This is a genomic window from Bacillus sp. TE8-1, from assembly GCF_008368855.1.
GTDB lineage: Bacteria > Bacillota > Bacilli > Bacillales > Bacillaceae_G > Bacillus_A > Bacillus_A cereus.
The window spans coordinates 32,787-57,281 of the sequence record NZ_QPET01000011.1; the positions used below are offsets into that span (position 1 = coordinate 32,787).

A 24,495-nucleotide genomic window follows, 5' to 3' on the forward strand; every position below is an offset into this window, starting at 1 on the left:
GGAGAGAATGAAAGGTAGGAGAAAGTATAATGTCAGATAATTATCGTTCTCGTACAGAACGAAATCATGTGAAAAATCAAGAAAAAAAAACACATAAAGAAGAAAAACCAAAGAAAAAAGGCTCCTTTTTCAAGAAATTTCTTATAGGTTGTCTACTTCTTGGTATCGTTGGTCTTGTAGCCGGCGTTTCCGCTTTCTTTGTTATGGTAAAGGATGCTCCAAAATTAGACAAAGCCAAACTTGTTAATCCTTTATCAACAAAGTTTCTTGATAAAAACGGGAATTTCTTCTATGAATACGGTGCTGAAAAACGAACACACGTTACTTATGATCAAATTCCAAAAGTAGTTGAAAATGCATTCCTTGCAACTGAGGATTCGCGTTTCTATGATCATAATGGAATTGATTTTAAACGAACTACAAAAGCAGTTATGGAAAATGTCACTGGTGGTTTCGGTTCCCAAGGTGGTAGTACGATTACACAGCAAGTCGTTAAAAACTACTTTCTAACGATGGACAAAACTGCTAAAAGAAAAGTACAAGAATGGTACTTATCTTACAAATTAGAGCAACAATACTCTAAACATGAGATTTTAGAAATGTACTTAAATAAGATTAATTTGGGTAACCGTTCATACGGTATTGCGACAGCAGCGCAAAAATATTATGGTAAAGATTTAAAAGACTTGCAATTACATGAAGCTGCTATGCTCGCTGGTTTACCCCAAGGTCCAAACATTTATGATCCAACAAAAAAGGAAAATGTTGAACGAGCAACAAATCGTCGTAATGTCGTATTATCATTAATGAATCGACATGGTTATATAACAAAAGAAGAAATGAATAACGCCGTTAAGATCCCAGTAACTGAGGGCCTTCAACCGTCTTCAGAAGTAACTGAGATGAAGTATCAAGCATTTTTAGATGCGGTTGTAAAAGAAGTTGAAAAAGAATATCCTGATGTAAATATCGGTTCAGATGGTTTAACGATTCATACAACACTTGATCAAGATGCTCAAGATTACGCTGAAAAAATTATGGATAGTAATCTTATTAAGTATCCAAACGATCAATTCCAAGGATCATTCGTATTTATGGATACACAATCTGGAGAAGTTCGAGCAATTGGTGCTGGACGTAAAGAAAATAAGTCCACTTTCAAAGGTCATAATATGGCAACTGATTTAAAACGCCAAGTTGGTTCAACAATGAAACCAATTTTCGACTACGGTCCAGCGATTGAGAATCTTCAATGGTCTACTTACCATCAATTAAATGACTCTGAATATACTTATTCGGATGGCACAAAGATTAAAAATGCTACAGGGAGTTTTAAAGGTGACGTTTCACTTCGTGAAGCATTGAAGAAGTCATTAAACATCCCGGCTTTAAAGACAGCTCAAACAGTTGGACTTAATAAATCAAAAGAGTTTGCTGAAGGTTTAGGCATGACATTTGAAAATGGAGTACATGAATCTACTGCAATTGGTAGTAACGATAGTTCTCCATTAGCAGTAGCAGGTGCATATGCAACCTTCGGTAATGGTGGTAACTATAATAAACCACATTTCGTAAAAGAAGTAACCTTCCCGGACGGGAAAAAGAAAAGCTTTAAACCGAAAGAACAACGCGCTATGCAAGACTATACAGCTTACATGGTAACTGACGTTCTTCGTGACGTAGTAAAACCTGGTTCTGGTGGTACAGGACCAACAGCATATGTTTCAGGTGTTGACGTAGCGGGTAAAACTGGAACGCAAAACTTTGATGCAAAAGATTTAAAGAAATACGGCATTCCAGCTGATGCAAACAGGGATAGCTGGTTCGCTGGATATACACCACAATATACGATGGCTGTATGGACGGGTTACGTAAAGAATGGTCCAGAAAACTACATTAGTGATCGTTATACTAAAATTGCACAGCAAATGTTCCAAGTAATGATGAGCAAATTCGCTACAGATAAATCACGCTTTGAACGTCCTTCTTCTGTACAAGAAATAAACGGAGAATTATACGTAAAAGGTGCGAAAAAAGATGCAATTAAACAAATTAAAGTAGATGCCCCTAGTGGTCTGAATGTCACTTTTGATGGCGCTAGCACAGTTACACTAAACTGGTCTGGACCAGCAGAAGTCGATGCATATGCAGCCAGCTATAAAGCAACTGATGGTTCAAGTGGTAGCCTATCAATAAGTGGTACGACAGCTACTCTTGGTGGTATTAAACCAGGTGTTACTTACAGCTTCTCTGTAGTAGCGAAAAAAGGCACTGGAACAAGCCCAGCAGTTGGTGCATCCTTCACTGCGCCTGGCGGAACTCCAGATGCGAAAAAAGCTGAAGAAGAGGCTAAGAAAAAGGCCGATGAAGAAGCTAAGAAAAAAGCTGATGAAGAAGCCCAGAAAAAGGCTAATGAAGATAAAGTAAAACAAGACGAAGCTAAGAAAAAGGCTGAAGAAGAGGCTAAGAAACAACAAGAACAACAGCAAGAACAACAACGTAAACAGCAAGAAGAAGCTCAAAAGAAAGCTGATGAGGAAGCTAGAAGAAAAGCTGAAGAAGAAGCTAAGAAAAAAGCTGAAGAAGAAGCTAAGAAGAAAGCTGAAGAAGAGGCCAAGAAAAAAGCTGAAGAAGAGGCTAAGAAACAACAAGAACAGCAACACCAAAATACCGGAGGAGATACACCTCACGCAGACGGTGCTGTTGTTACAACAGAGTCCTAATATACAAAAAAGAAGTCCGTTTCTCTTAACGAGAAGCGGACTTCTTTTTTGTTATCATTTTCTTTACATACAGCTTTTCTATTTCGATATACAACTGCGCTAATTGAATATAAGAATGATAATTACTCGGTTTCTTTATAATGAATGAATATCTTTCCATAAAATTAACAGGTTGCACTTTTAATTTATTCGTATTTATTTGCATTTCATTCAAACTATGAACAGGTTGTTCATTTAGCCAATAGACAACCGATAACAAGTGAGCTGCAAAAAGAATCATTGGTCCCTCAGCCTCTTGCTTATTTCTATTTCGAAACAGTATAGCAATGTCTTCATGCTTATTTTTCCATACATTCAACATCGCTGGAATGCTGTTTTCAATTTCCTTCCACGGCTCATACTGTCTTTCAATATCAAATATAAAGTAAGTATTTTGTATTATCTCTTCAAAAGAATTGTCTGTATGATACTTAACTAAATTTACACTTTCTTTAAAAAATGGTAAACAGTGAAATTCTTTCGGTATTTCTATAACTCGCTCCATCCTTTATTTCACCTTCATTCGCTTCTTTCCTTCACGACATACTTCTAACAGTCTGCACTCCTCACATTGCGGTCGTTGTGCTTTACAGTGATAACGTCCAAAGAAAATCATACGATGATGTGTAACTCCCCACTCATCCATCGGTACTTTCTTCATTAATGTTTTTTCTACTTCTAACACCGAATCTTTCCATCTACAAATCGCTAACCGTTTGCTCACTCTTTCTACATGCGTATCAACAGCAATTGCCGGGATGCCATACGCTACCGAAACAACTACATTTGCTGTTTTTCTCCCTACTCCTGGTAATTTCGTCAACTCGTCACGGTCTTCTGGAACTTTTCCATTGTAATCATCCAGCAACATCTGACACAATTTTTGAATGTTTTTTGCTTTATTTCTATACAACCCAATAGAACGTATATCTTGTTGTAACTCTTCCAAAGATACACTTAAATAATCTTCTGGTGTTTTATATTTTTGAAATAAATTTTTCGTCACTTTATTTACAAGTGCATCTGTACATTGTGCAGATAGTGCTACCGCGATTACTAATTCAAAAGGATTCTCATGAATTAATTCACAATGTGCTTCTGGATACATATCCGCCATTGTGTCTAAACAATAGCGAATTTGCGTTTTATTTAACATATACTTCCTCCTATATTACTGCTCCAACCAATTATAAAAAGGCACTTTTCCAGTAAATTTCGTCTCTTGTTTTGTCATTTGTTGTGCTCTTTGTTGATTCGCTCTAAATTTTTGACCTTGATTTTGAGCCTGATCTACCGTTTTAATTCCATTCTTTTTCCATTCAAATAAAATACGATCAATATATCGGAAATTTAGTTTTCCACTCATTACAGCTTCTCTAAGAGCCGCTTGAATTAAATTGGGATGATGTTGATCTTGGTCCTCCCACATTCCTAACGTTTCACATTCGAACGGCGAAAGTGGTCTTCCAAATTCTTTTTCAAATACTGTATATAAATTTACTTGCAGCTGTTTTTTTTCTTTTTGCTCTTCCTCTATCGATTCATCCATTAAGAAATGTAATATTTTTTCCCATAACGGTTGTAAAGAATAACTTTCGCACATCATCGCTTCTGATCTTTGTCCACCTTCTAGTGATAAAAACCCTTTTTGAATCAATGCTTGAATTACTTCCATACATTTCATTTCCGTTATCGTCATCCGTTCAGAAATCTCTGAAGGAGTCGGAAACGAATTACCTGATTCTAAAAATGTGTGTACATGAAGTACGACCATAAATTCCGTCTCATTTAAACCTAATTTTTTATAATGCATCATAAGTAATTTTGGAATTGCAATGCTTCCCTGCTCAAACCACTGTAACATCATTTTCTTTTTCATCACCAAACACCTCGCTCTCTAGTATAACACACCTTTAGCTATTTCTTTTTGCCACAATTCGTCAAAAAAACCTCCCTATTAATGGGGAGGTTTTTTATATTACATGAATGAAATATAAAATTAAGCTTGCACTTTACTTTTCATAAATGTATGGATACGCTCTAATGCTTTCTCTACTTGTTCAAGAGATGTCGCATATGATAAGCGAACATTATTTGGAGCACCAAATCCTGTACCTGGTACAAGAGCCACTTTTTCCTCTTCTAATAGAGCTTTTGCCCAATCATCAACTGTTGCATATCCTGATAAAGCTACAGCTTCTTTTACGTTAGGGAATAAGTAAAATGCACCTTGCGGTTTAATGCAAGTAAAGCCAGGGATTTGAATTAATTTATCATAAATAATGTTTAATCTCTCTTCAAAGGCTTGACGCATTGTTTCCACAGGTTCTTGTGAGCCTGCATATGCCGCAATTGCGCCGTATTGAGCGATTGAAGTAGGGTTTGACGTACTATGACTCGCTAAGTTCGTCATCGCTTTAATAAGCTGCTTATTTCCTGCAGCATATCCAATACGCCATCCTGTCATAGAATGAGATTTAGATACACCATTAATAATAAGTGTTTGTTCTTTTAATGCATTAGAAAGCTGGGCAATTGAAGTATATTCTACGCCACCATAAATTAATTTTTCATAAATTTCATCAGAAACGATTAAAATATCATGTTCTAAACATACTTCTCCAAGCTGTTGTAATTCTTCTTTGCTATAAATCATTCCTGTTGGATTGCTCGGTGAATTAATAATAACTGCTTTCGTTTTCTCTGTAATTGCCTCACGCAGCTGCTTTGCTGTAATTTTGTACTCATTGTCTTCTAAACCTTCTACATAAACCGGCTTACCGCCAGCAAGCTTTACCTGCTCTGGATAGCTTACCCAGTAAGGAGTTGGGATGATAACTTCATCTCCTTCATCAAGTAATACTTGGAATAATGTATACAATGCATGCTTTGCACCATTACATACAATAATTTCAGATGGATCATACGCAATACCTTGATCGCGAGTAAATTTCTTCACAATTTCTTGTTTTAACGATTGTAATCCACCTGTTGGTGTATACTTCGTATGCCCTTCTAACATCGCTTTATGTGCAGCATCCATAATATGCTCTGGTGTATTAAAGTCAGGTTCCCCTGCCCCTAATGCAATTACATCATGACCCTCTGCTTTTAATGCTTGTGCCTTTGCTGTAATTTCTAAAGTTGAAGACGGTGTTAAAGCAGCTACTCGCTTTGCTAATTTCATTTGTAGTTCCCCCTACATCTATTTTTCAATGCTATATCGTCTTAAAAATTTTCCATCTTTAAATTCAAGATAGTAATAACTATAACGATTGTCATCATCAATATATGTAACTTCCCATAGTGGTACATCATTTTCAAAGCCTAATTTCACTTTCATAATCTCTTTCGGCTTACTTTTTGATTCCTTACTTTCATTGCCGACTTGCTCTATTGTTCTTTGTATAGCCTCTTTTTCAGAAATACCTTCGCTCTTTTTCCTTACTACAGTATCCCCTTTTTTCTCAGGCACCCAAACGATAAGTTGTTCTCCCTTTTCATCTGTACCTTGCACGACTATATATGCAGATTTTCCGTTGTAATAATCAACAGATTTCACCTTTGTAAGCTTTGCTTTTTCTTTAGCAATTTCTACAAATTTCGACTCTTTTGGAATTTTCTTTCCCATCGCTTTATTATAAACATACGCCCCATATATTCCGCTAGCAACGATAACAATAATGATTGCAAAGATCCACTTTTTCATTGTATCACTACGTTCTGTAAATCGTAAATACAGCTGTTTCTTTATCTTTTTCGTCTAATGCTAGTCCGAACATGAGGTCCTGCTCTTTTAACGTACGATTTAAACTATCAACAATTTTATACAAATCCGACGAATATTTAATACGCGTCGTTGATAGTACTTCGATTTTCTTCTCCATGAAAAAACTCCTCCGTTACACAAAAATTTCTAATTATAGAAGAACGCAATGCGGTTACAATAAGAGTACATTCTTTATAACCCCTGCTTCATCACCCATCTATTATAGCAGGACATGTACAGCAAAAAAAGGTTTCAAGTCGAAAACCAACACATTTTGTATACAAGAAGTAAGAAAAATAAAATTCCTCCTACCCACATTTTTTACGCCTGAAGTTTATAAGTACTTCAGGCGTATTTTTCTTCCATTTTTATTCATTTGGTGGTTCTTCTAATTGTACTAACAATCCTTCTAATGGTCCTTCATAAAGAGGTACGTTAGGAATCGATTGTAGAAATCGTTTTCCATAGGAAGAACTCGTCAAACGACGATCTAACACTACTACCGTTCCTGTATCTGTATTCGTTCGAATTAAGCGGCCGAATCCTTGTTTGAAACGTAATATTGCTTGTGGAAGCGCTAATTTAGCAAATACATCTTCACCTTGATTTTTTAGCCACTCACCTTTCGCTTCCATCATCGGCTGATGAGGAGGTGTAAATGGTAGACGGACTATAACAAGACAACTTAAGGCATCTCCTGGAATATCTATTCCTTCCCAGAAACTGCTCGTCCCTAATAAAATTGATTTGTCGAATTCTTGAAACTTTCGAATTAAGCGGCTTCGACTTCTATTATTCACACTTTGGGTCAGTAATAAATACCCCTCTAATTCATCATTATTTTTTAAATTCGCATACGCTTCTTTTAACATTTCATACGAAGTGAATAAAACGAGCATTCTGCCTTTTGTGGCTTTCGCTATCTTTGCAATATGTTCCGATACAGATTCAATATATCGCTCATTACTTACTTGCTTAATAAAAGGTACATCCGTTGACACCATTAATTTCATCTGTTCATCATAACGAAATGGCGACGGAACCTTTAAAGTATTTGGAGCGAAATCATGTAAACCAAGTTCCTCTTTTATATAATCAAACGTATCGTTAACTGTTAGTGTTGCGGATGTAAAAATAACACTCTTTTTTTCTGTTAAAAATTCATCAGCAAATCTTTCACCAATATGAACAGGCTGTGCATATAGAACTGTTGAATGAATCGTCCCTTTCGTTTCAGTCTCCATCCAAGTTACATACGAATTCTTTTCTAATACGAGTAACTGTAATGATTCTGCCATCTTTCTCAGCAACTCAATTAAATGCATAAATTCACCTGTTACAACATGCATCTCCCATTCTAACTTACTTTGCAATATATCCACTTGCTTCTCAAGAGCAGTTACTACCCTTCTTAATTCATATATAAAACGATTTGTTAATTCGACGATACTATCCCACAACTTACCTTTTTCTAGTTCTGCGTTATACCTATAGATGAGCGGCATATTATTCGTTCCTTGCTCTTGCTTTGTTTGTTTAAATATAAAAGTACGTAACATTTGGAAGAGTTCATCCGCATCAAACTTAAGTTCCTTCAAACTATAACTTATCATACGGAAAGTTGAACGAGATGCTTGCTCTGATTTTTTCATCATTTTATATACTTTGGAGAGTACATCTTCTGTTTCTAGTGTCCCAAGACGAGATATAACCAATTGAAAATACATACAAGAGAACTGTTCACCCAATGTTCTACTCGCGGCTTCTTCAATATGGTGAGCTTCATCAAAAATAATATGTTCGCATGAAGCGAACAACGGTTCTTCACTTGAAAAATCTTGAAATAATAACGCATGATTTGTAATAACGATATCTGCAAATAAAGCTTTATTCTTCGCTCGCTGGTAAAAACAACGACTAAACCAATTACTTTGCATACCGCCTGGACTATACGCATCGCTACAAATACGATTCCAAAGTAACTTTCCGCCCTCAGGAATATTTAATTCGTCTCGATCACCTGTTTCAGTTTGCAATAGCCAAACTAAAATCTTCGCCTTTGTAAGTGCCATATCATAATTTTTTTCTTCCTCTTGCAAAGCATACTCAAATTTATGTAAGCATAAATAATGCTTTCTTCCTTTTAGAAGAGCTGCCTCAAATGAAAATGGCATTATTTTTTGTAATAACGGAATTTCTTTTTCTAATATTTGTTGTTGGAGTTGTACCGTTTGTGTACTTATAATGACAGGTTCTTCTTTTCTCTTTGCAAAATAAAGACTAGGAAGCAAATAAGCGAGAGTCTTTCCTGTTCCTGTACCGGCTTCAATTAGTGAAAAACGAGAATCTCTTAACGCCGTATATATCTCTTTCATCATCAGTTGTTGACTTTCTCTTCTTTCAAACTTTGGCATATGTGATTCCAATTTATCCATCGTTTTATTCAAGAAAGCATCAAACTTTGATGAACACGTTTCTCCAAGGTTTAAGGAATAGTTCCGCTTTTTCAGCGCAATATTTCGATGTATTTCATACTCCGTTATATCTTCTTTACCGTGCATTACTTTCTTTAAAATATTTTCAGAAAGCACATCAGCTATATCGCTTTGGAACACATCACTTAATTCATAAAGCGATTGCAACGTGACAAGTGGTAACTTTTCAATTTCATTTAAAAATTGTAAAAATAATTCCGCTGTTGCAAGAGCATCACTATCCGCACGATGTGGTTGATCGTGCTCTAGTTCATGTTTCTTAGCTAAATCACGTAATTTATAACTATCGGCTGTCGGCAAAAGAATTTGAGCCAATTCAACCGTGTCGATTTTCGGACAATGTATTTCTGTATATCCAGCTTGCCTTAATTCTTCATTTAAAAAATTCCAATCAAAGTGAACATTATGCGCAACGAAAGCCGCACCTTGTAATAGCTCAACAATCATCGGGGCTACATCTTGAAATAACGGGGCTTGTTTTACAAGACTTTCATCAATCCCTGTTAATTCTGTAATAAATGGTGGGATCTCTCTCTTTGGGTTAACAAAAGATGAAAAAATCTCCAATATCTCTCCATCTTCTACTACAACAGCTGCAATTTGGGTAATTTTATCCTTCCCATCTTTCCAGGAGTTCCCTGTCGTCTCTAAATCAACAACGACATAACGCTTACTCATATATGTAACACCTCAATTTCTTACCTTTCAAACAACAATAATTTATATAATGTTACTATACCACGTTTTATCTCATCTTAATGAAAAGATGCACAAAAAAGCTATCTCCGCAATGGAGATAGCCTTTCTACTTATAATATCGTACCCGCTTTTTCAGCACCTAACATTTCAATAATTTGATTATTATCGTCTAGTACTGCAATTTTTGGTTCTTGTGTATGAATCTCTTCTTCCGTAACTAGCCCATAACAAATAATAATTACTTTGTCCCCTGGTTGTACAAGTCTTGCCGCAGCACCGTTTAAACAAACAACACCACTACCGCGTTCCCCTTTAATAACGTATGTCTCTAAGCGAGCACCATTATTATTATTTACAATTTGGACTTTTTCGTTTTCTACAATATTTACTGCATCCATTAAGTCTTCATCAATTGTAATACTACCTACATAATTTAAATTTGCCTCCGTTACAGTTGCACGATGTAACTTTGCTCTCATCATTGTGCGAAACATAGATGCTCCCCCTTATTTAACCGTTAATGTTATATTGTCAATTAATCTTACATTTTCAAACTTAACTGCAATAGCTAAAATGATTCTTCCTTCGACTTTCTCTACCATTGTTAATGACGGATATGCATATAAATCCGCATAATCTACAGTGCCTTTCGTATGCGTCTCAATATAATCTTTCACAAGATTTGTAATGATTTCCGGATTACGTTCACCTGCCTCAATTCTTTCTTTCGCTATACATAGGCTGCGGTATAAATGAAGAGCTTCTTCACGTTCATCTTGTGATAGGTACACGTTACGAGAACTTTTCGCTAAACCATCTTCTTCCCTTACAATATCAACTGGTACGATTGTAACTGGAATATTGAAATCAGTTACAAATCCTTCAATTACTGCAACTTGTTGAGCATCTTTCATACCGAAATAAGCACGCGTTGGCACCGTAATATTAAATAGTTTCATCAGTACAGTTGCAACACCAGCGAAATGACCAGGTCTTTGTTGACCGCATAATACGTCCGTGCGCTTCACAACTTCTACTGTTATTGTTTGTTCTGCTGGATACATTTCTTCTACACTCGGATAAAATAAATAATCTACACCGTTTTCTTTTGCTACATTTTCATCTCTATCAATATCACGAGGATATCGATCTAAATCTTCATTTGGGCCGAATTGTAGTGGGTTTACAAATACACTTAAAACTACAATTTCATTTTCTTCTCTTGCCTTACGTAATAAAGTAGCATGACCTTCATGTAAATAACCCATTGTTGGAACAAAACCAATACTCTTTCCACTTGCACGAAGTTCGCTTGTAATTTGCTGCATCTCTTGCACTGTAGTTACGATTTTCATTATTGTTTTCCTCCGTATAACGCTAAGCATTCTTCCTCTTTCATTGTGAACGAATGTTTTTCTTCAGGAAATTGCCTTGTCTTTACTTCAGTAACATATTGTGAAATCCCACGCACAATCTCCTCTTGAACAGACGTATATTGCTTCACAAATTTCGGAACACGATTTACGCCGTATGAGATAAGATCATGATAAACAAGCACTTGCCCATCTACTTTTTGTCCTGCACCAATCCCAATTGTTGGTATTGTTAGTTGCTCTGAAATAAGTTCTGCTAACTGCATTGGTACACATTCTAACACAAGCGCTATTGCACCAGCTTCTTCACATTTCTTTGCATCTTCTATTAATTTTTTTGCACTCTCCGCATCTTTTCCTTGCACTTTATATCCACCCAACACTCCTACAGATTGAGGGGTTAAACCTAAATGCGCTACAACAGGAATTCCTGCGTTCGTCAAATATTGAATCGTCGATATAACTTCTCCAGCACCTTCTACCTTCAGTGCGTGTGCCCCGCTCTCTTGAACGATGCGACGTGCATTCACCATCGTTTCTTGTAATGATACGTGATACGACATAAATGGCATATCAGTTACAATAAACGTCTCTTTCGCTCCACGGCGTACAGCTTTCGTATGATGAATCATATCCTCTACTGTTACAGGTACTGTTGAATCGTATCCGAGTACAACCATTCCAAGAGAATCTCCAACTAGAATCATATCAACTTCAGCTTCTTCTGCTAATTTAGCAGATGGATAATCATACGCCGTTAGCATTGTAATCGGCTCACCTTGCTCTTTCATCTTCAAAAAATCTGTTTTTGTTTTCAAAAACTACTCCTCCTTTATGCAGGAGAGAGGAGATGGCCGAAATCATATAAAAAACCCCTCTGACCATAAAAGGGCAGAAGGGTTGTGTGTTAGTCGGCATTATTCATCCCTCTGTCCCAGTCCGTTATTGGATCAAGGCAGAATCCAAGTTATTATTTTTCGTATGACTTCGAATCATGGTGCAGTTCGCTCTGATACTGCCCACATTCGAACTAATTATAGCAAACTACAAAAAGGAATTACTACATTTTTTTGAAAAAATAATTTTTTATTCTTATTACGGTATATGAAATTTAACACGAGAGTATATATGCTATACAGTTTTTATGGAGAATTCAATCCTGAAAAGATACATGTTTTTTCAACGCATGCTAAAAAAGTCCAAGTTAATTTTTTCTGTAATCCATTTAACTGTATAGTATAACTCTTAAACTAATGATGCAGGTTAATTGAGGAAAGTACTTAACAAAGGAGAATTGCAGATGTCTATGAACAGGTGGTTATTTCGATTCAGCAGTTTGCTTGTAATGATTGTATGGTGGATGTCTTTAGGATCCTCCCATGTATTTGCCTCAGTTACTGTCGTAACACCCCCCACCGATTTAACGAAAGTGATTGAGGTTGAACTAAATGATGATTACTTTAATCCAAATGTTATCACGATTCCGCTTGAAGGATCAACAACATTACTATTGAAAAATAAAGGTAAAAACGAGCACACCTTTACAGTGAAAAAACTCGGCATTGACGTCGTAATCGAGTCAGGAAAAGAAAAGAATATTACCGTGAAACCTAAAAATACTGGTACATATGAATTAATATGTCGATACCATCTTCTTAAAGGAATGGCAGGCAAAGTAATCGTCAAATAACATGCCCTGCCAACTCGACGGAAGATATTTTGAAATGAACTTTAAATATGAAAAAAATTTATTATCATGTTACAAATTCAACTCAAAACTATTGAAATAAAAAGAAGTTCCAAAAGAGGAACTTCTTTTACTTAATTTCAATATCTGCAGAATGAATATGATGTACTTTCCCCTCATGATCCTCCAGAAGTAATACACCATCCTCTGTGATTCCTTTTGCTAACCCCGTAATTGTCTCTCTCATCGTTCGAGCGGTAATTTCTTTCCCGATGCTCACAGCGTAACTTTCCCAAAGAATTTTAATGACAGAGAAACCATTTTGTAAATACTCTTCATATAATTTTTCTAGTTGTAAATAGATTTGTTGCATAAGTTCTGCACGAACAATCGGCTTACCTGATTCAATCGCTAATGAAGTAGCAATGTGCTGAATTTCTTCATCAAAATGTTCTTGCTTTTGATTCGCATTAATACCAATGCCCATAATGACAGCATTAATTTTATCAGGATCCGCTTGCATTTCTGTTAATATACCTACAGCCTTTTTACCTTGAATTAAAATATCATTTGGCCATTTTATTCCTACGTTTACACCCGTGCATTTTTCAATTGCCTGTGCAACACTAACGGCCGCTAACAAAGTAAGTTGCGGTGCATGATGAACTGGGATTGATGGGCGTAAAATAATACTCATCCAAATCCCTGTTCCTTTCGGTGAATGCCATTTTCTGCTTAAACGACCTCTTCCCGCTGTTTGTTCTTCTGCTACAACGACAGTTCCTTCTTCTGCACCTTCATAAGCAAGTTTTGCTGCAATGTGCTGCGTTGATTCAACAGTTTCTTCAAAATACACTGTTCTACCAATCCGCTTCGTTTGTAGCCCTAACTGAATTTCATTAGCGGTCACTTTGTCTGGCTTACTTGCAATTCGGTAACCTAATCGACGCACAGCTTCAAGTTCATATCCCTCACTCCGCAGATCCTCCATATGTTTCCACACAGCAGTTCTTGAACAACCAAGTTTATCACTAATTGTTTGGCCGGATACAAACTCGCCATCCGCTTCAGAAAAAACTTGCAATAACTGCTTTCTTATAGTAGATTGCATCCTTGTAGCCACTCCCTTATACGCTCTTTCTCATTAACTACGTTTCCTTGTACGATTGCTTCTTCGATTTTCTGAAGCATCTCAGCAACCCACGGACCAGGCTTTTTGTTTGCCCAGTTTAATAAATCATTACCAGTCACATTCATTTCTTGACGCTCCTGGATTGGCAATGCATGAAACATTGATTGTACTCGTTCAACAGATGTAGGGTCATAGCGTTCAATCATCGCTTCATATACTCTCTCTGCCATTTCAGCGATATGAATTCCCGTTTTATAAAGAAGGACTGTATCCCAATCCTTCTCCTTTCTAGTACGGATTGTCAATAAAACTGCAACAATATCTTTTATTTTTTTATTCGAAAACTTCCATTGACGTAAAAAGACAGATGGATGTTCTTCTCCGATACAATATAAGAAAAATGCCCACGCCTCAATATCCGTTTCGAAAGAATCCCATTTATACTGCGTAGCTTTTAACAGTCTCTCTTCTGACATTTGTAAATATGGCAAATGAGAAAATAGCTTCGTCTCTACTAATTCTTTGAGACCTTTCACACAATATGTACCAGTTAACAGTTTCTCAAACTCTACTGTAATACGCTCAATTGCTATATGTTCTAGCAAATGCCCATACGTTTCAATCGCTTGCTTCGTTTTCATTTCTAATGAAAAACCTAACGTGCTTACAAACCGAATACCACGCATCATTCGCAGGGCATCTTCTTGAAAACGATCCGCAGCATTTCCAACTGTCACAATTTCTCTCTGTTGAATGGCTTCCTGTCCAGCAAATAAATCGACCATTTTGCCTTCTTCTGTCATAGCAATTGCATTCATCGTGAAATCACGACGTTTTAAATCCTCTTCTAATGAACGAACAAATTGAACACTACTAGGTCTTCGAAAATCTTCATATTCGCTTTCTGTTCGAAAAGTAGTTACCTCATAGGGCTCACCATTTTCTACAACAATTACAGTTCCATGCTCAAGACCAACAGGAACATTTCTTGGGAATATAGCCATCACTTCTTCTGGTAGAGCAGATGTCGCAATATCAATATCTCCAATCGGCCTATCGATAATAAGATCTCGTACGCTCCCACCAACAAAATAAGCCTCATGTCCTTGTTGCTTTAATGTCTCAATAATAGAACTAGCTTTTTTAAATCTTTCCATTTTTGTCATCCCTTAGTACGTCATAGTAAATCGTTTCATATTGTGAAACAATTTTTTCTGAGCGAAATTGCTCATAAACACTTTCTCTTGCTCGTTCTCCCATATTACGGTGAAGTTCCTCGTCCTTTAATAGCTGAATAGCTTGATTTGCCACTCCTGTTGTATCGCCAACTTCACATAAATATCCTGTTTCCCCGTGTTGAATAACCTCTGGAATACCTCCAACCCGCGTTCCGATACAAGGTACACCACACGCCATTGCTTCTAATAAAACAAGACCAAAACTTTCCTTCTCTGATAGAAGCAACATTAAATCACTCATCGCAAGTAGTTCTGCAACATTATCTTGCTTCCCTAGGAATAAAACGCGATCTTCAATATGTAAATTCTTCACTATCTGTAAAATCGTACAGAATTCTGGTCCGTCTCCAACAAGAAGCAACTTCGCATCTACTTCTTTAACAATTTTAGCAAATGCGTGAACAACATCCTGCACACGTTTCACTTTACGGAAATTCGAAATATGAATAAGTACTTTTTCACTCTCACTTATACCATATTCTTTCTTTAATTGAGACATATTACGCTTGAAATATACACGTTCGTCTATAAAGTTATATACTGTTTGAATTTCTTTACTTGGTTTTACAAGCTCATGTGTTTCGTTAATTAATGAATGCGAGACAGCAGTAACAACATCCGATTGCTCAATACCAAAACGAATTAAATTATTTAACGAAGGGTCGGAACCTAACACAGTAATATCTGTTCCATGTAAGGTTGTAACAATTTTAATACGCTCTCCGATCATTTGTTTTGCTAAATATGCACAAATTGCATGTGGTATTGCGTAATGCACATGTAAAATGTCTAAGTTTTCTCTTTGTGCAACCTCGGCCATTTTACTTGCTAACGCTAAATCGTATGGTGGATATTGAAATACAGAGTATTGATTTACCGTCACTTCATGAAAATAAATGTTTGGATATACTTTATTTAACCGGAATGGTAAACCCGATGTAATAAAGTGAATTTCATGCCCACGTTCCGCCAATTGCTTTCCTAATTCTGTTCCAACAACTCCAGAACCACCTACAGAAGGATAACATGTAATACCTATTTTTAATTTCATTTACATCCCCCTAATAAATCAGCATGTAATAAAACCGGTTTCTTACTCATAAATCCCTCGGCATACAAGACTCCAACTTCTTTTCCAAACATCTTCTCACGAGCAATCACAGTTTCAACGTAACCTTCTGTTAACGGTGTCTTAACACCATCACTCCCTGTTGAAAACTGACTTTCATACGCTTCTAATGCTTCCACCTTTATAGAGAGGTACTCACTTATATCTATACAAAAATTCGGTTTATGAAAACCATTAATCATATAATTATAAAAAGACTCCACACGATGTGGTGAAAGTTCCGGCATATATTTACGGATTCCTGCTGAAAAAATAGCCTCTTCCACAAGCTTTGCACAATTTGCATGATCTGGATGGCGATCTTCATAGTACGGCGCAAAAACTAGTTTTGGTTTATATGTACGGATCACCTTGACAATTTCACGTATATACTCTTCTTTCATATACAAACCACGGTCTGGCATCGCTAAATTCAGCCTCGTTTTTACTCCCATTATACGAGCTGCGACCTTCGCTTCTTCTTTTCTCAACTCTATCGTTCCATTTGAAGAAAGATCAGCTTCTGTTAAATCACAAATACCTACTTCATACCCTTGCTTTGTATATTTAGCGATGGTACCAGCCATGCCGATTTCAACATCATCGGCATGAGCACCAAACGCTAATATATGTAATCCACTCATAATTGTTCCCCTCATTTTCTTAACTTACGATAATCTAAATCTCCTCGCTCTAATGCGTGCATTAACATTTCAGCACTTGCCATATTCGTTGCAAGTGGAATCGCATATACATCACATAAACGAAGTAATGCATTCACATCCGGTTCATGCGGCTGTGCTGTTAATGGATCGCGGAAGAAAATCACCATATCTAAATCGTTCTTTGCAATCATTGCACCAATTTCTTGATCTCCACCAAGAGGGCCAGATTGATATCTTGTTACAACTAATCCAGTCGCTTCCATAATGCGAAGCCCTGTCGTTCCTGTTGCAAATAATTCATGTTGTTCAAAAATTGGTTTATATGCGTATGCAAACGAAACCATATCATTTTTCTTTTTGTCATGTGCGATTAAGGCAATTTTCATCCGTTGTCTCCCCTTTAGTCGATAATATTTTCTAAACCGTACACAAGATGATCAAGGTTCATTACTGTCTCAATTGATAGTTTTACACCTGACATAAATGATGCACGATTGAATGAATCATGACGAACTGTTAACATTTGTCCATCTCCACCAAACATTACTTCTTGGTGTGCAATAAGCCCTGGCAAACGTACACTATGAATGTGAATACCGTCTACATTTGCACCTCGTGCACCTGCTAGTTGCTCTACTTCATTTGGATGACCTTGCTGCTTTGATTCACGATTTTGACGAATTAACTCTACCGTTTTTACAGCTGTACCAGATGGTGCGTCTAATTTTTGATCATGATGTAATTCAATTACCTCAACATCTTGGAAATATTTCGCTGCCATTTGTGAGAATTTCATCATAAGAACTGCACCAATTGCAAAGTTTGGAGCAATAATTGTTCCTACTGCTTTTTCTTTTGCATTCTCTGTTAAACGTGCCAATTCTTCTTCTGTAAATCCAGTTGTACCAATAACCGAACGAAGTCCACGCTCAACTGCAAGTGTAACGTGTTGTTTCCCCACTTCTGGTGTTGTTAAATCTAACAACACATCTGCTTCTACTTCATCTAAACAAGTATGTAAATCAGCGTAAATCGGCGCATGTAATGCTGGCATGCCAGGTAAATCAGAAATCTTCTCACCACCATGCTTATAATCCACTGCTGCTACTAAATTAAAATGTTCCGTTCTTTCCATAAGAAGGACTGCTTCATGTCCCATACGTCCTCTTGGTCCGGCGATAATTACTTTAATTTCTTTCATTATTCTTTCTCTCCCTCATCAATACGTGTCCAGCGATCTTTATCACGTGTATTAAATTTATTCATTACAATGTTATGTGCTGTCTCTAAATCAATATTTAAACTATTTGCCATACAAATCATAACAAATAATACATCTCCAAGCTCTTCTTCAATACTTCTTTCTTTTTCAGTTGTTTTCTTCGGTTTCTCGCCATAATAATGATTTACCTCTCTTGCAAGCTCTCCCATTTCTTCCGTTAAACGAGCCATCATTGCAAGCGGACTGAAATAACCTTCTTTAAACTGACCAATATATGCATCTACTTCTTTCTGCATATCTTTCATCGTTTTTGCTTCCATACTATTCACCTCTAATCCTTCCTCTTTCATGTTAGCCAATTCATCGCGATTTGACAAATATTATTCCCCGCCAAACACCTATTTGCGACCCATTTTTGGATAGACTATAATAAAGTGAAACTTCTTTTGCGATTTTTTTGCAAAAGATTAGTTGAACTAATCGGGTTCCTATGGCTGGTTCGCCTTTCTTCAGAGCTTTATCTCCTAACAGCCGTTGGTACGGGGTAAAGTGAAACTTCTTTTGCGATTTTTGCAAAAGATCAGCCCACACCAATCGGGTTCCTACGGCTGGTTTGCCCCTCTTCTTTGCTTCATCTCCTATCAGCCTTTAGAGCGGGATAAAGTGAAACTTTCTTTTGCACTTTTCACAAAAAATCAGTCCACATCAATCAGGTTCTTACTATTTTCACTAGCAACTAGAAATTACTTATTATTATGTTTTACCGTTTCAGCGGAGCAATGCAATCATTACATAATTAGGGGGATTTCTATATGACATCAAAATTGAAGATGCGAAATATTATTTTTATTTTAATTGGTTCCGCTATATTTTCTTTCGGTATTGTCAATATCAATATTGAAAACCACCTTGCAGAGGGTGGGTTTACTGGTATTACACTATTATTGTATTTTTTATTTAAGTTTGATCCTTCCTACTCAAACTTAATTTTAAATATCCCTATATTTTTTATTGGCTGGAGGTTACTTGGCAGAACGACATTTTTATATACATTAATTGGAACCTTTAGCGTATCTTTATTTCTATGGATTTTCCAGCGTTACGAAGTACTCAACTTACATTTAAACTTGCAAAATGATATGACACTCGCAGCTTTATTCGCCGGGGCATTTATCGGTATCGGCCTTGGAATAATATTTAAATATGGCGGGACTACTGGCGGTGTAGATATTATCGCACGACTAGCGCACAAATATGTTGGCTGGAGTATGGGGAAAACAATGTTTATGTTTGATGCTGTCGTTATCGTCGTCTCTATTCTTACATATTTATCATACCGCGAGGGCATGTATACGCTAGTTGCTGTTTTTATCGGTGCTAAAGTCATTGATTTTATGCAAGAAGGAGCTTATGCTGCCAAAGGAGCGACTATTATCTCAGAGAAAAACGATGAAATTGCTGCCAAAATTTTATCTGAAATGGAGCGCGGAGCAACCTTTTTAAAAGCTGTTGGATCGTATACAAAAGTGGAACGTAATGTATTGTATTGCGTTGTTGCTAAAAATGAAATCGTGAAATTAAAGAATATCATTACTTCTGTAGATCCTCATGCTTTTGTCGCTGTAAGTGATGTACATGATGTAGTTGGTGAAGGATTTACGTTAGATGAAAATAAAAACCCTTTACATAATTAAATGTAACTAGAAAAGCGCCTTAGCTTTTCTAGTTTTTTATTACAAGTCTTTTAAGCTTCTCAAAATCCTCATGAATAAGCTCCAATAAACTCCGATTATAAAAAATGGAAGCTGGATGAAAAGTCGGAAAAACATGATATTCTTTCTCTGACCATGTAAACTCTGCACTTTGCATATCCTTTAATTTTTGAATGGGCTGTTTTAATAATTGCCCGTGTACATCTGTGATTTTTTTATTTTTTCCTGTTAAACGTTGAAGACCGATATTTCCAAGCGTGACGATAAACTTCGGATGTATTTTCTCTAATTCATAATCTAACAAAGGCGCATGGGCAATTATTTCTCCCTGATTTGGCGTTCTATTATACTTTTTTTGTATGATTTCACCATTTCGTTCTTTTTTCTCTCGCCATTTATAAGGTCTACTCCGAACAGCGCTCGTAATATATACTTCTTCCCTTGTAACGTGAATACGCTCTAAAAAAACCATTAATTGTTTTCCCGCCCTCCCGCTAAACGGAATCCCATTATGAATTTCTGTTTCACCAGGTGCTTCTCCTAACAACATAAATTTGGGATTTTCAGGACCTTGTCCACTTAAAAAACCTTCTAGTTGATAAGGAGCACTACGCTTTTGCACTTGTTTTACTAAATGGTCTGGATATTTCATTTCCCCCACCACCTTTCCGCATTACTTCTATTATTTCTATTTGCAATACATTATATAATTCAATCCACACAACAAAAAAAGACTATCAAAATTGATAGTCTTTAGTCGTCGCTACGCTGCATACCAGTATACATTAATACGAGACGTAATAATTCAAATACAGCTACAGCTGCAGCTGCTACATATGTTAATGCTGCCGCATTTAATACTTTACGAGCTTGCCCATATTCATCTGTTGATACAATACCTAACGCTTCAATTTGTTGCATTGCGCGCTTTGACGCATCAAACTCAACTGGCAATGTAACGAGCTGGAACACAACACCTGCTGCCATTAAAATGATACCTAATAACAATAGTTTTGACATTGTCGCAAATATACCAATCATAATAAATACCCATGATATATTCGATCCAAAATTAGCCACAGGAACTAACGAATGACGAATACGCATAAAGTTATAATCTTGTGCATCTTGAATTGCGTGTCCTACTTCGTGTGCTGCAACTGCTGTACCAGCAACTGAATGTCCATAATAGTTATCTGTTGATAATCGAACCGTCTTAGCGGTTGGATCATAATGGTCTGATAAATGACCTGGTGTTTCTTCTACAGCTACGTTGTATAATCCATTTTCATCTAAAATTTTTCGAGCCACTTCCGCTCCTGTCATACCTGATGTTGAATAAACTTGTGAATACTTGCTATAGGCACTACGTACTCTTGACTGTGCATACAACGGTATGATCATTATGATCGCGAAGTAAATTAAATAAAACATCATGAACCTCCATTGAAGTTTTAATTATAGTACTTCTCATTCTATTTTCTTCTGCCACTATTGTCAATGAATAAACCTTACAATCCATATCTTTATTTATTGCATTATCTATTTTTAGAATGTACATTACTTTTTCTTTTTTCTCTCTCTCCTTTATACTTTCTCCATCCAACATAAGTTAATGTGAATAAAATAAGTCCCCCAGTAATTGTCATAAACCAAATGAGAGAGGGTGCAATTTCATCTTTTTTTACTGTGTGAAATATCTTTTGCAAATCCCCTTTAATAATCCCTAATTGCATTTGGCCGCCTTTCGTTTTTAACATAACGTTACGAAATTCATCTAAATAAGATAAATGAACATTTACACGCTGGACCTCGTTTTCTGGCAAAGCAATCATTAAGCTTGGATAAATAATATTGAATTCATTTAAAAACGTATTTAACGTTTGTTGAAACTGCCCAGCATCTTCTTTTTCCATCGCTTTTTCCATTTGAGAAAAGGCATCCATTACTTTCCTTTCTCTTTCCATCCAAAGTGGTTGATATTTCGATACTTGTGCATCAACAGCAAGTTGTAATGCCAGCACATTATCAATTTTAGCTTGCTTACCTAAACCTTCTTCAGAGAGCGATTGTTGCGCCTTATCGTAAGCTAAAGAAATAACTCTAACTTGATCTGGTGTTACTTCCTGCTTCTTTTCATTCCCCTTTATTAAAAACTGCTCCGAGAAATGTTGTAATACTTGTACCGCTTTTTCATCTTCATTACGCTTCACTAACTGTAACGAGTCGTCTAACAACCCTGTTAGCTCATTCCACTCTTCAGCATATATACGTAACGGAAACATTATAATTAGAAATGCTATCAATCCAATTAATGTTCTCTTCATCCCGGTCCCCCCTTAACTACTAGTACAAAATATGTTAATTTGGACAAGAATAGAACAGAACTAGACCGAAAAATATATTATCGTTTTACAAAGAAAAAAATTCTCTTTAAGCAGAGAATTTTTTCTGTGACATCCTTTTCTTTTTTACGAGATATCTATATAAGCTGTAACAAAGTATACTCCCACCTAAAATGAATAATAAAATAGCACACGCAGCATGCATAAAGAACTCTTCTGGTAACATTAATATAATTGGATCCTTTTCAGGATCAAAAACCCAATAATCATTACTAAATAAAAGTTTATGGAATAATACAAAACTCTTTTCAAAATTAATAGCAATTGGTAACATAAGCGCTATCGGAAAAATGATTGTTAAAATCGATCCGTGCAGTAAAAACTTTTCATTTTTCTTTTTTAATAAATAAATTCCGCCTATCACTGCAATCATAATTGTCGCATACATCACATATTGAATCTTTACTAAAATATTTTTAACATCTACAAAATGAATACGGCCATTTGTGGACATATCTAATGTGGGCAAATGTAATGCTCCGTCATAAAACGGGGATAAATATGTAATAAGCACATCGTAATTTCTTTTAATTTCATCCTTCGTCATATCCGCTAAATCAGGAATATTTAAAAAATCAATTTCAAAATAATACAACCATTTTCCATACACAACTGCCGTTGTTGCTAGTGCAAAAATAGAAAATGCTATGCTATATGAAACAACTAAAGTAATCAATCGATCCAATATTTTTGTACCACTCTTATTTTTCTCCATGTTCTCCCCCTAAATGTTCTAACCATCATAAAGAAAATTGTTTTCTTTGCTCACGTAAGCAACAATAATATGTAATACATAGTACAGCAATACTTAACCAAAACGTAAAATAACCAATTTCCTCTACAAACAAATGCATAATTCCATATCGCGGCATTTGCCAAAATAAATAATCAATTGCATCGTTATGCAACGTCCACACAGCTGCTACTATAAAATGCCATTTTTTTATACGATAGAATGGAGCATATAAAAATCCTTGTATTGCCATCGCGAAGTGCGAAAGCATTAACATGTAGCCCATAAGGCCTATAGGCCCTTTTACGTAAATCATAATCGCGTTTACAACAACAGCCCAAATACCATATTTTATTAAAGTTACAATCGCTAACGCTTCTATTAATCCCCAGTTTCTCTTTGCCAAAAAAGCAATTAAAACAAAGACAAAAAAGAGAGTCGCCATAGGACTATCTGGTACAAACGGCCAAAATATAGGTGACGTTTCTTTCAATTGATTTCCGTACCATATAAATCCATAAATTGTACCTAATAAGTTAACAATTAATAAAAATAATAATACCGAGCGTTGTCTTAACATTGCATACAAGTACACCAATCCGTATGTCCAACACCTTTCAAGCAAAGTAATTCATTCACTAAATCCTACTCTATTATAACAAACTTCATCCAACTAAATAAAAAAGCTGACTACAAATTTTGTAGTCAGCTTTTTTATTATTTTTTATTATACTTTGCAACGAATTCCGAAAGCTTCTTCAGTTCCTCATCCGTACCTTTAAATACACCTTTAGGCATTGAACCTTTTCCCTCTTTCGCAATTTTAGCAATTTCTTCTGGCTTTAAAGTTAAGTTTTGCAGTGCCGGTGCTGCTGCCCCGCCTTGTAAATTGTCACCATGACATGTTAAACAAGTATTTTTTTGCATTAATTTATAGCCATCATCATTTTTATCAACTGGCGCTGTTTTTACAATTGCTCCTTGTTTTTTTGCAGCTTCCCAGTCATGGTGTGCTACAGATTCCCAAGTTAAAAAGATAATCGATGCAATTGCTAAAAGCATAAATCCAGTTGCCACAGGACGCTTCAATGGACGTCTTTCTGGACCTCGATCAAGAAATGGAGCTAACAGTAATGCTCCAAACGCAATCCCTGGCATAATAAATGCTCCAATTACAGTAAATGAACCGGAAGCATACGAATACTTTAATAACTGATACAAGAATAAGAAATACCAATCTGGAAGTGGTATATATCCAGCATCTGTTGGGTCCGCCATTCTCTCAAGCGGCGACGGATGCGCCACTGTTAAACATAAATAACCGATTAAAAAAACTGCACCAACCATCCATTCTTTTAACAAGAAGTTCGGCCAAAATGCTTCTGTTTTCCCTGGGTATTCAGAATAGTCTTTTGGAATATTTGGTTTCCGAGCTACTGGTACCCGAGAATCTCCTACAAACTTCATCCCTTTGCCGCGATGCATAATCTCCCTC

General features: G+C 36.2%; 26 protein-coding genes. 3 read left to right on the plus strand and 23 right to left on the minus strand.

Annotated elements, in window-relative coordinates; all coding sequences use genetic code 11:
• Nucleotides 1–29 precede the first annotated feature (29 nt).
• Nucleotides 30–2,723 carry a PBP1A family penicillin-binding protein gene (locus DN404_RS08415; protein WP_149214972.1) on the plus strand — a complete coding sequence of 898 codons (2,694 nt, stop codon included), beginning with the start codon at nucleotides 30–32 and terminating at the stop codon, nucleotides 2,721–2,723.
• Nucleotides 2,724–2,748: 25 nt separating this feature from the next.
• Here the strand turns inward: DN404_RS08415 and DN404_RS08420 are convergent, their stop codons facing one another.
• The 10 genes from DN404_RS08420 to panB form a co-directional block, all read right to left on the minus strand.
• Nucleotides 2,749–3,267 carry a YpoC family protein gene (locus tag DN404_RS08420; protein ID WP_016122187.1) on the minus strand — a complete coding sequence of 173 codons (519 nt, stop codon included), beginning with the start codon at nucleotides 3,265–3,267 and terminating at the stop codon, nucleotides 2,749–2,751.
• A 3-nt stretch (nucleotides 3,268–3,270) separates the two neighbouring features.
• Nucleotides 3,271–3,918 carry an endonuclease III gene (gene nth / locus DN404_RS08425; protein WP_000933030.1) on the minus strand — a complete coding sequence of 216 codons (648 nt, stop codon included), beginning with the start codon at nucleotides 3,916–3,918 and terminating at the stop codon, nucleotides 3,271–3,273.
• Nucleotides 3,919–3,933: 15 nt separating this feature from the next.
• Nucleotides 3,934–4,641 carry a DNA replication protein DnaD gene (gene dnaD / locus DN404_RS08430; protein WP_000728542.1) on the minus strand — a complete coding sequence of 236 codons (708 nt, stop codon included), beginning with the start codon at nucleotides 4,639–4,641 and terminating at the stop codon, nucleotides 3,934–3,936.
• A gap of 120 nt (nucleotides 4,642–4,761) precedes the next feature.
• Nucleotides 4,762–5,949 (minus strand): aspartate transaminase AspB, encoded by a 1,188-nt coding sequence (gene aspB, locus DN404_RS08435; RefSeq protein ID WP_000761560.1) that lies wholly within the window; start codon nucleotides 5,947–5,949, stop codon nucleotides 4,762–4,764.
• An 18-nt stretch (nucleotides 5,950–5,967) separates the two neighbouring features.
• On the minus strand, nucleotides 5,968–6,471 hold the full coding sequence (locus DN404_RS08440) for a cell wall elongation regulator TseB-like domain-containing protein (protein ID WP_000758739.1): 504 nt from the start codon (nucleotides 6,469–6,471) through the stop codon (nucleotides 5,968–5,970).
• A gap of 7 nt (nucleotides 6,472–6,478) precedes the next feature.
• Nucleotides 6,479–6,649, minus strand: coding sequence for a YpmA family protein (locus DN404_RS08445; protein ID WP_000412179.1), 171 nt, complete (start codon nucleotides 6,647–6,649; stop codon nucleotides 6,479–6,481).
• Nucleotides 6,650–6,899: 250 nt separating this feature from the next.
• Nucleotides 6,900–9,704 (minus strand): ATP-dependent DNA helicase DinG, encoded by a 2,805-nt coding sequence (gene dinG, locus DN404_RS08450; protein ID WP_149214973.1) that lies wholly within the window; start codon nucleotides 9,702–9,704, stop codon nucleotides 6,900–6,902.
• Nucleotides 9,705–9,835: 131 nt separating this feature from the next.
• Nucleotides 9,836–10,219 carry an aspartate 1-decarboxylase gene (gene panD, locus DN404_RS08455; protein WP_000490184.1) on the minus strand — a complete coding sequence of 128 codons (384 nt, stop codon included), beginning with the start codon at nucleotides 10,217–10,219 and terminating at the stop codon, nucleotides 9,836–9,838.
• Nucleotides 10,220–10,231: 12 nt separating this feature from the next.
• Nucleotides 10,232–11,080 (minus strand): pantoate--beta-alanine ligase, encoded by an 849-nt coding sequence (gene panC / locus DN404_RS08460; protein WP_149214974.1) that lies wholly within the window; start codon nucleotides 11,078–11,080, stop codon nucleotides 10,232–10,234.
• Nucleotides 11,080–11,916, minus strand: coding sequence for a 3-methyl-2-oxobutanoate hydroxymethyltransferase (panB, locus tag DN404_RS08465; protein ID WP_000851108.1), 837 nt, complete (start codon nucleotides 11,914–11,916; stop codon nucleotides 11,080–11,082). Before panB ends, panC begins: the two co-directional genes overlap by 1 nt.
• Nucleotides 11,917–12,398: 482 nt before the next feature.
• Between panB and DN404_RS08470 the strand changes: the two genes are divergently transcribed.
• Nucleotides 12,399–12,788 (plus strand): cupredoxin domain-containing protein, encoded by a 390-nt coding sequence (locus DN404_RS08470; protein WP_000062388.1) that lies wholly within the window; start codon nucleotides 12,399–12,401, stop codon nucleotides 12,786–12,788.
• Nucleotides 12,789–12,915: 127 nt separating this feature from the next.
• Here the strand turns inward: DN404_RS08470 and DN404_RS08475 are convergent, their stop codons facing one another.
• Genes DN404_RS08475 through DN404_RS08505 form a run of 7 tightly spaced genes read right to left on the minus strand, consistent with a single transcriptional unit; the run spans nucleotide 12,916 to nucleotide 18,470 of the window.
• On the minus strand, nucleotides 12,916–13,896 hold the full coding sequence (locus tag DN404_RS08475) for a biotin--[acetyl-CoA-carboxylase] ligase (RefSeq protein ID WP_001192063.1): 981 nt from the start codon (nucleotides 13,894–13,896) through the stop codon (nucleotides 12,916–12,918).
• The gene (locus DN404_RS08480) at nucleotides 13,881–15,074 is read right to left on the minus strand and encodes a CCA tRNA nucleotidyltransferase (protein WP_000439321.1); all 1,194 of its coding nucleotides are present in this window, start codon (nucleotides 15,072–15,074) and stop codon (nucleotides 13,881–13,883) included. The genes DN404_RS08475 and DN404_RS08480 overlap by 16 nt, the downstream gene beginning before the upstream one ends.
• Nucleotides 15,061–16,206 (minus strand): N-acetyl-alpha-D-glucosaminyl L-malate synthase BshA, encoded by a 1,146-nt coding sequence (bshA, locus tag DN404_RS08485; protein WP_000768304.1) that lies wholly within the window; start codon nucleotides 16,204–16,206, stop codon nucleotides 15,061–15,063. The genes DN404_RS08480 and bshA overlap by 14 nt, the downstream gene beginning before the upstream one ends.
• Nucleotides 16,203–16,907, minus strand: a complete 705-nt coding sequence (bshB1, locus tag DN404_RS08490; RefSeq protein ID WP_000015673.1) for a bacillithiol biosynthesis deacetylase BshB1 — start codon at nucleotides 16,905–16,907, stop codon at nucleotides 16,203–16,205. Before bshB1 ends, bshA begins: the two co-directional genes overlap by 4 nt.
• An 11-nt stretch (nucleotides 16,908–16,918) precedes the next feature.
• Complete coding sequence (gene mgsA, locus DN404_RS08495) at nucleotides 16,919–17,314, minus strand: methylglyoxal synthase (protein ID WP_000684765.1); 396 nt, start codon at nucleotides 17,312–17,314, stop codon at nucleotides 16,919–16,921.
• Between the two features lie 14 nt (nucleotides 17,315–17,328).
• Nucleotides 17,329–18,129: a dihydrodipicolinate reductase gene (gene dapB / locus DN404_RS08500; protein WP_000658810.1), complete on the minus strand. Its 801-nt coding sequence runs from the start codon at nucleotides 18,127–18,129 to the stop codon at nucleotides 17,329–17,331.
• Complete coding sequence (locus DN404_RS08505; protein ID WP_002108639.1) at nucleotides 18,129–18,470, minus strand: nucleotide pyrophosphohydrolase; 342 nt, start codon at nucleotides 18,468–18,470, stop codon at nucleotides 18,129–18,131. The genes dapB and DN404_RS08505 overlap by 1 nt, the downstream gene beginning before the upstream one ends.
• A gap of 492 nt (nucleotides 18,471–18,962) precedes the next feature.
• Here DN404_RS08505 and DN404_RS08515 point away from each other — a divergent pair, with 492 nt between their 5' ends.
• Nucleotides 18,963–19,844, plus strand: a complete 882-nt coding sequence (locus DN404_RS08515) for a YitT family protein (RefSeq protein ID WP_000202121.1) — start codon at nucleotides 18,963–18,965, stop codon at nucleotides 19,842–19,844.
• A gap of 28 nt (nucleotides 19,845–19,872) precedes the next feature.
• On the opposite strand, the gene DN404_RS08520 is transcribed toward DN404_RS08515, so the two are convergent.
• The 6 genes from DN404_RS08520 to qcrC form a co-directional block, all read right to left on the minus strand.
• Entirely contained in the window at nucleotides 19,873–20,514 is a 642-nt protein-coding gene (locus tag DN404_RS08520; protein ID WP_006924397.1) for a uracil-DNA glycosylase, read from the minus strand.
• A 101-nt stretch (nucleotides 20,515–20,615) separates the two neighbouring features.
• On the minus strand, nucleotides 20,616–21,299 hold the full coding sequence (locus tag DN404_RS08525; protein ID WP_011109966.1) for a zinc metallopeptidase: 684 nt from the start codon (nucleotides 21,297–21,299) through the stop codon (nucleotides 20,616–20,618).
• A gap of 101 nt (nucleotides 21,300–21,400) precedes the next feature.
• A complete protein-coding gene (gene ypjB / locus DN404_RS08530; protein WP_000831584.1) occupies nucleotides 21,401–22,189 on the minus strand; it encodes a sporulation protein YpjB in 789 nt (262 codons plus the stop codon).
• 106 nt (nucleotides 22,190–22,295) lie between these two features.
• Entirely contained in the window at nucleotides 22,296–22,982 is a 687-nt protein-coding gene (gene lit / locus DN404_RS08535; RefSeq protein WP_000414378.1) for a lipoprotein intramolecular transacylase Lit, read from the minus strand.
• Between the two features lie 25 nt (nucleotides 22,983–23,007).
• Nucleotides 23,008–23,598, minus strand: a complete 591-nt coding sequence (gene lhaT / locus DN404_RS08540; protein WP_025709269.1) for a lipoprotein heptaprenylglyceryl N-acetyltransferase LhaT — start codon at nucleotides 23,596–23,598, stop codon at nucleotides 23,008–23,010.
• 119 nt (nucleotides 23,599–23,717) lie between these two features.
• Nucleotides 23,718–24,485 carry a menaquinol-cytochrome c reductase cytochrome b/c subunit gene (gene qcrC / locus DN404_RS08545; RefSeq protein ID WP_000554603.1) on the minus strand — a complete coding sequence of 256 codons (768 nt, stop codon included), beginning with the start codon at nucleotides 24,483–24,485 and terminating at the stop codon, nucleotides 23,718–23,720.
• Between the last annotated feature and the right edge of the window lie 10 nt (nucleotides 24,486–24,495).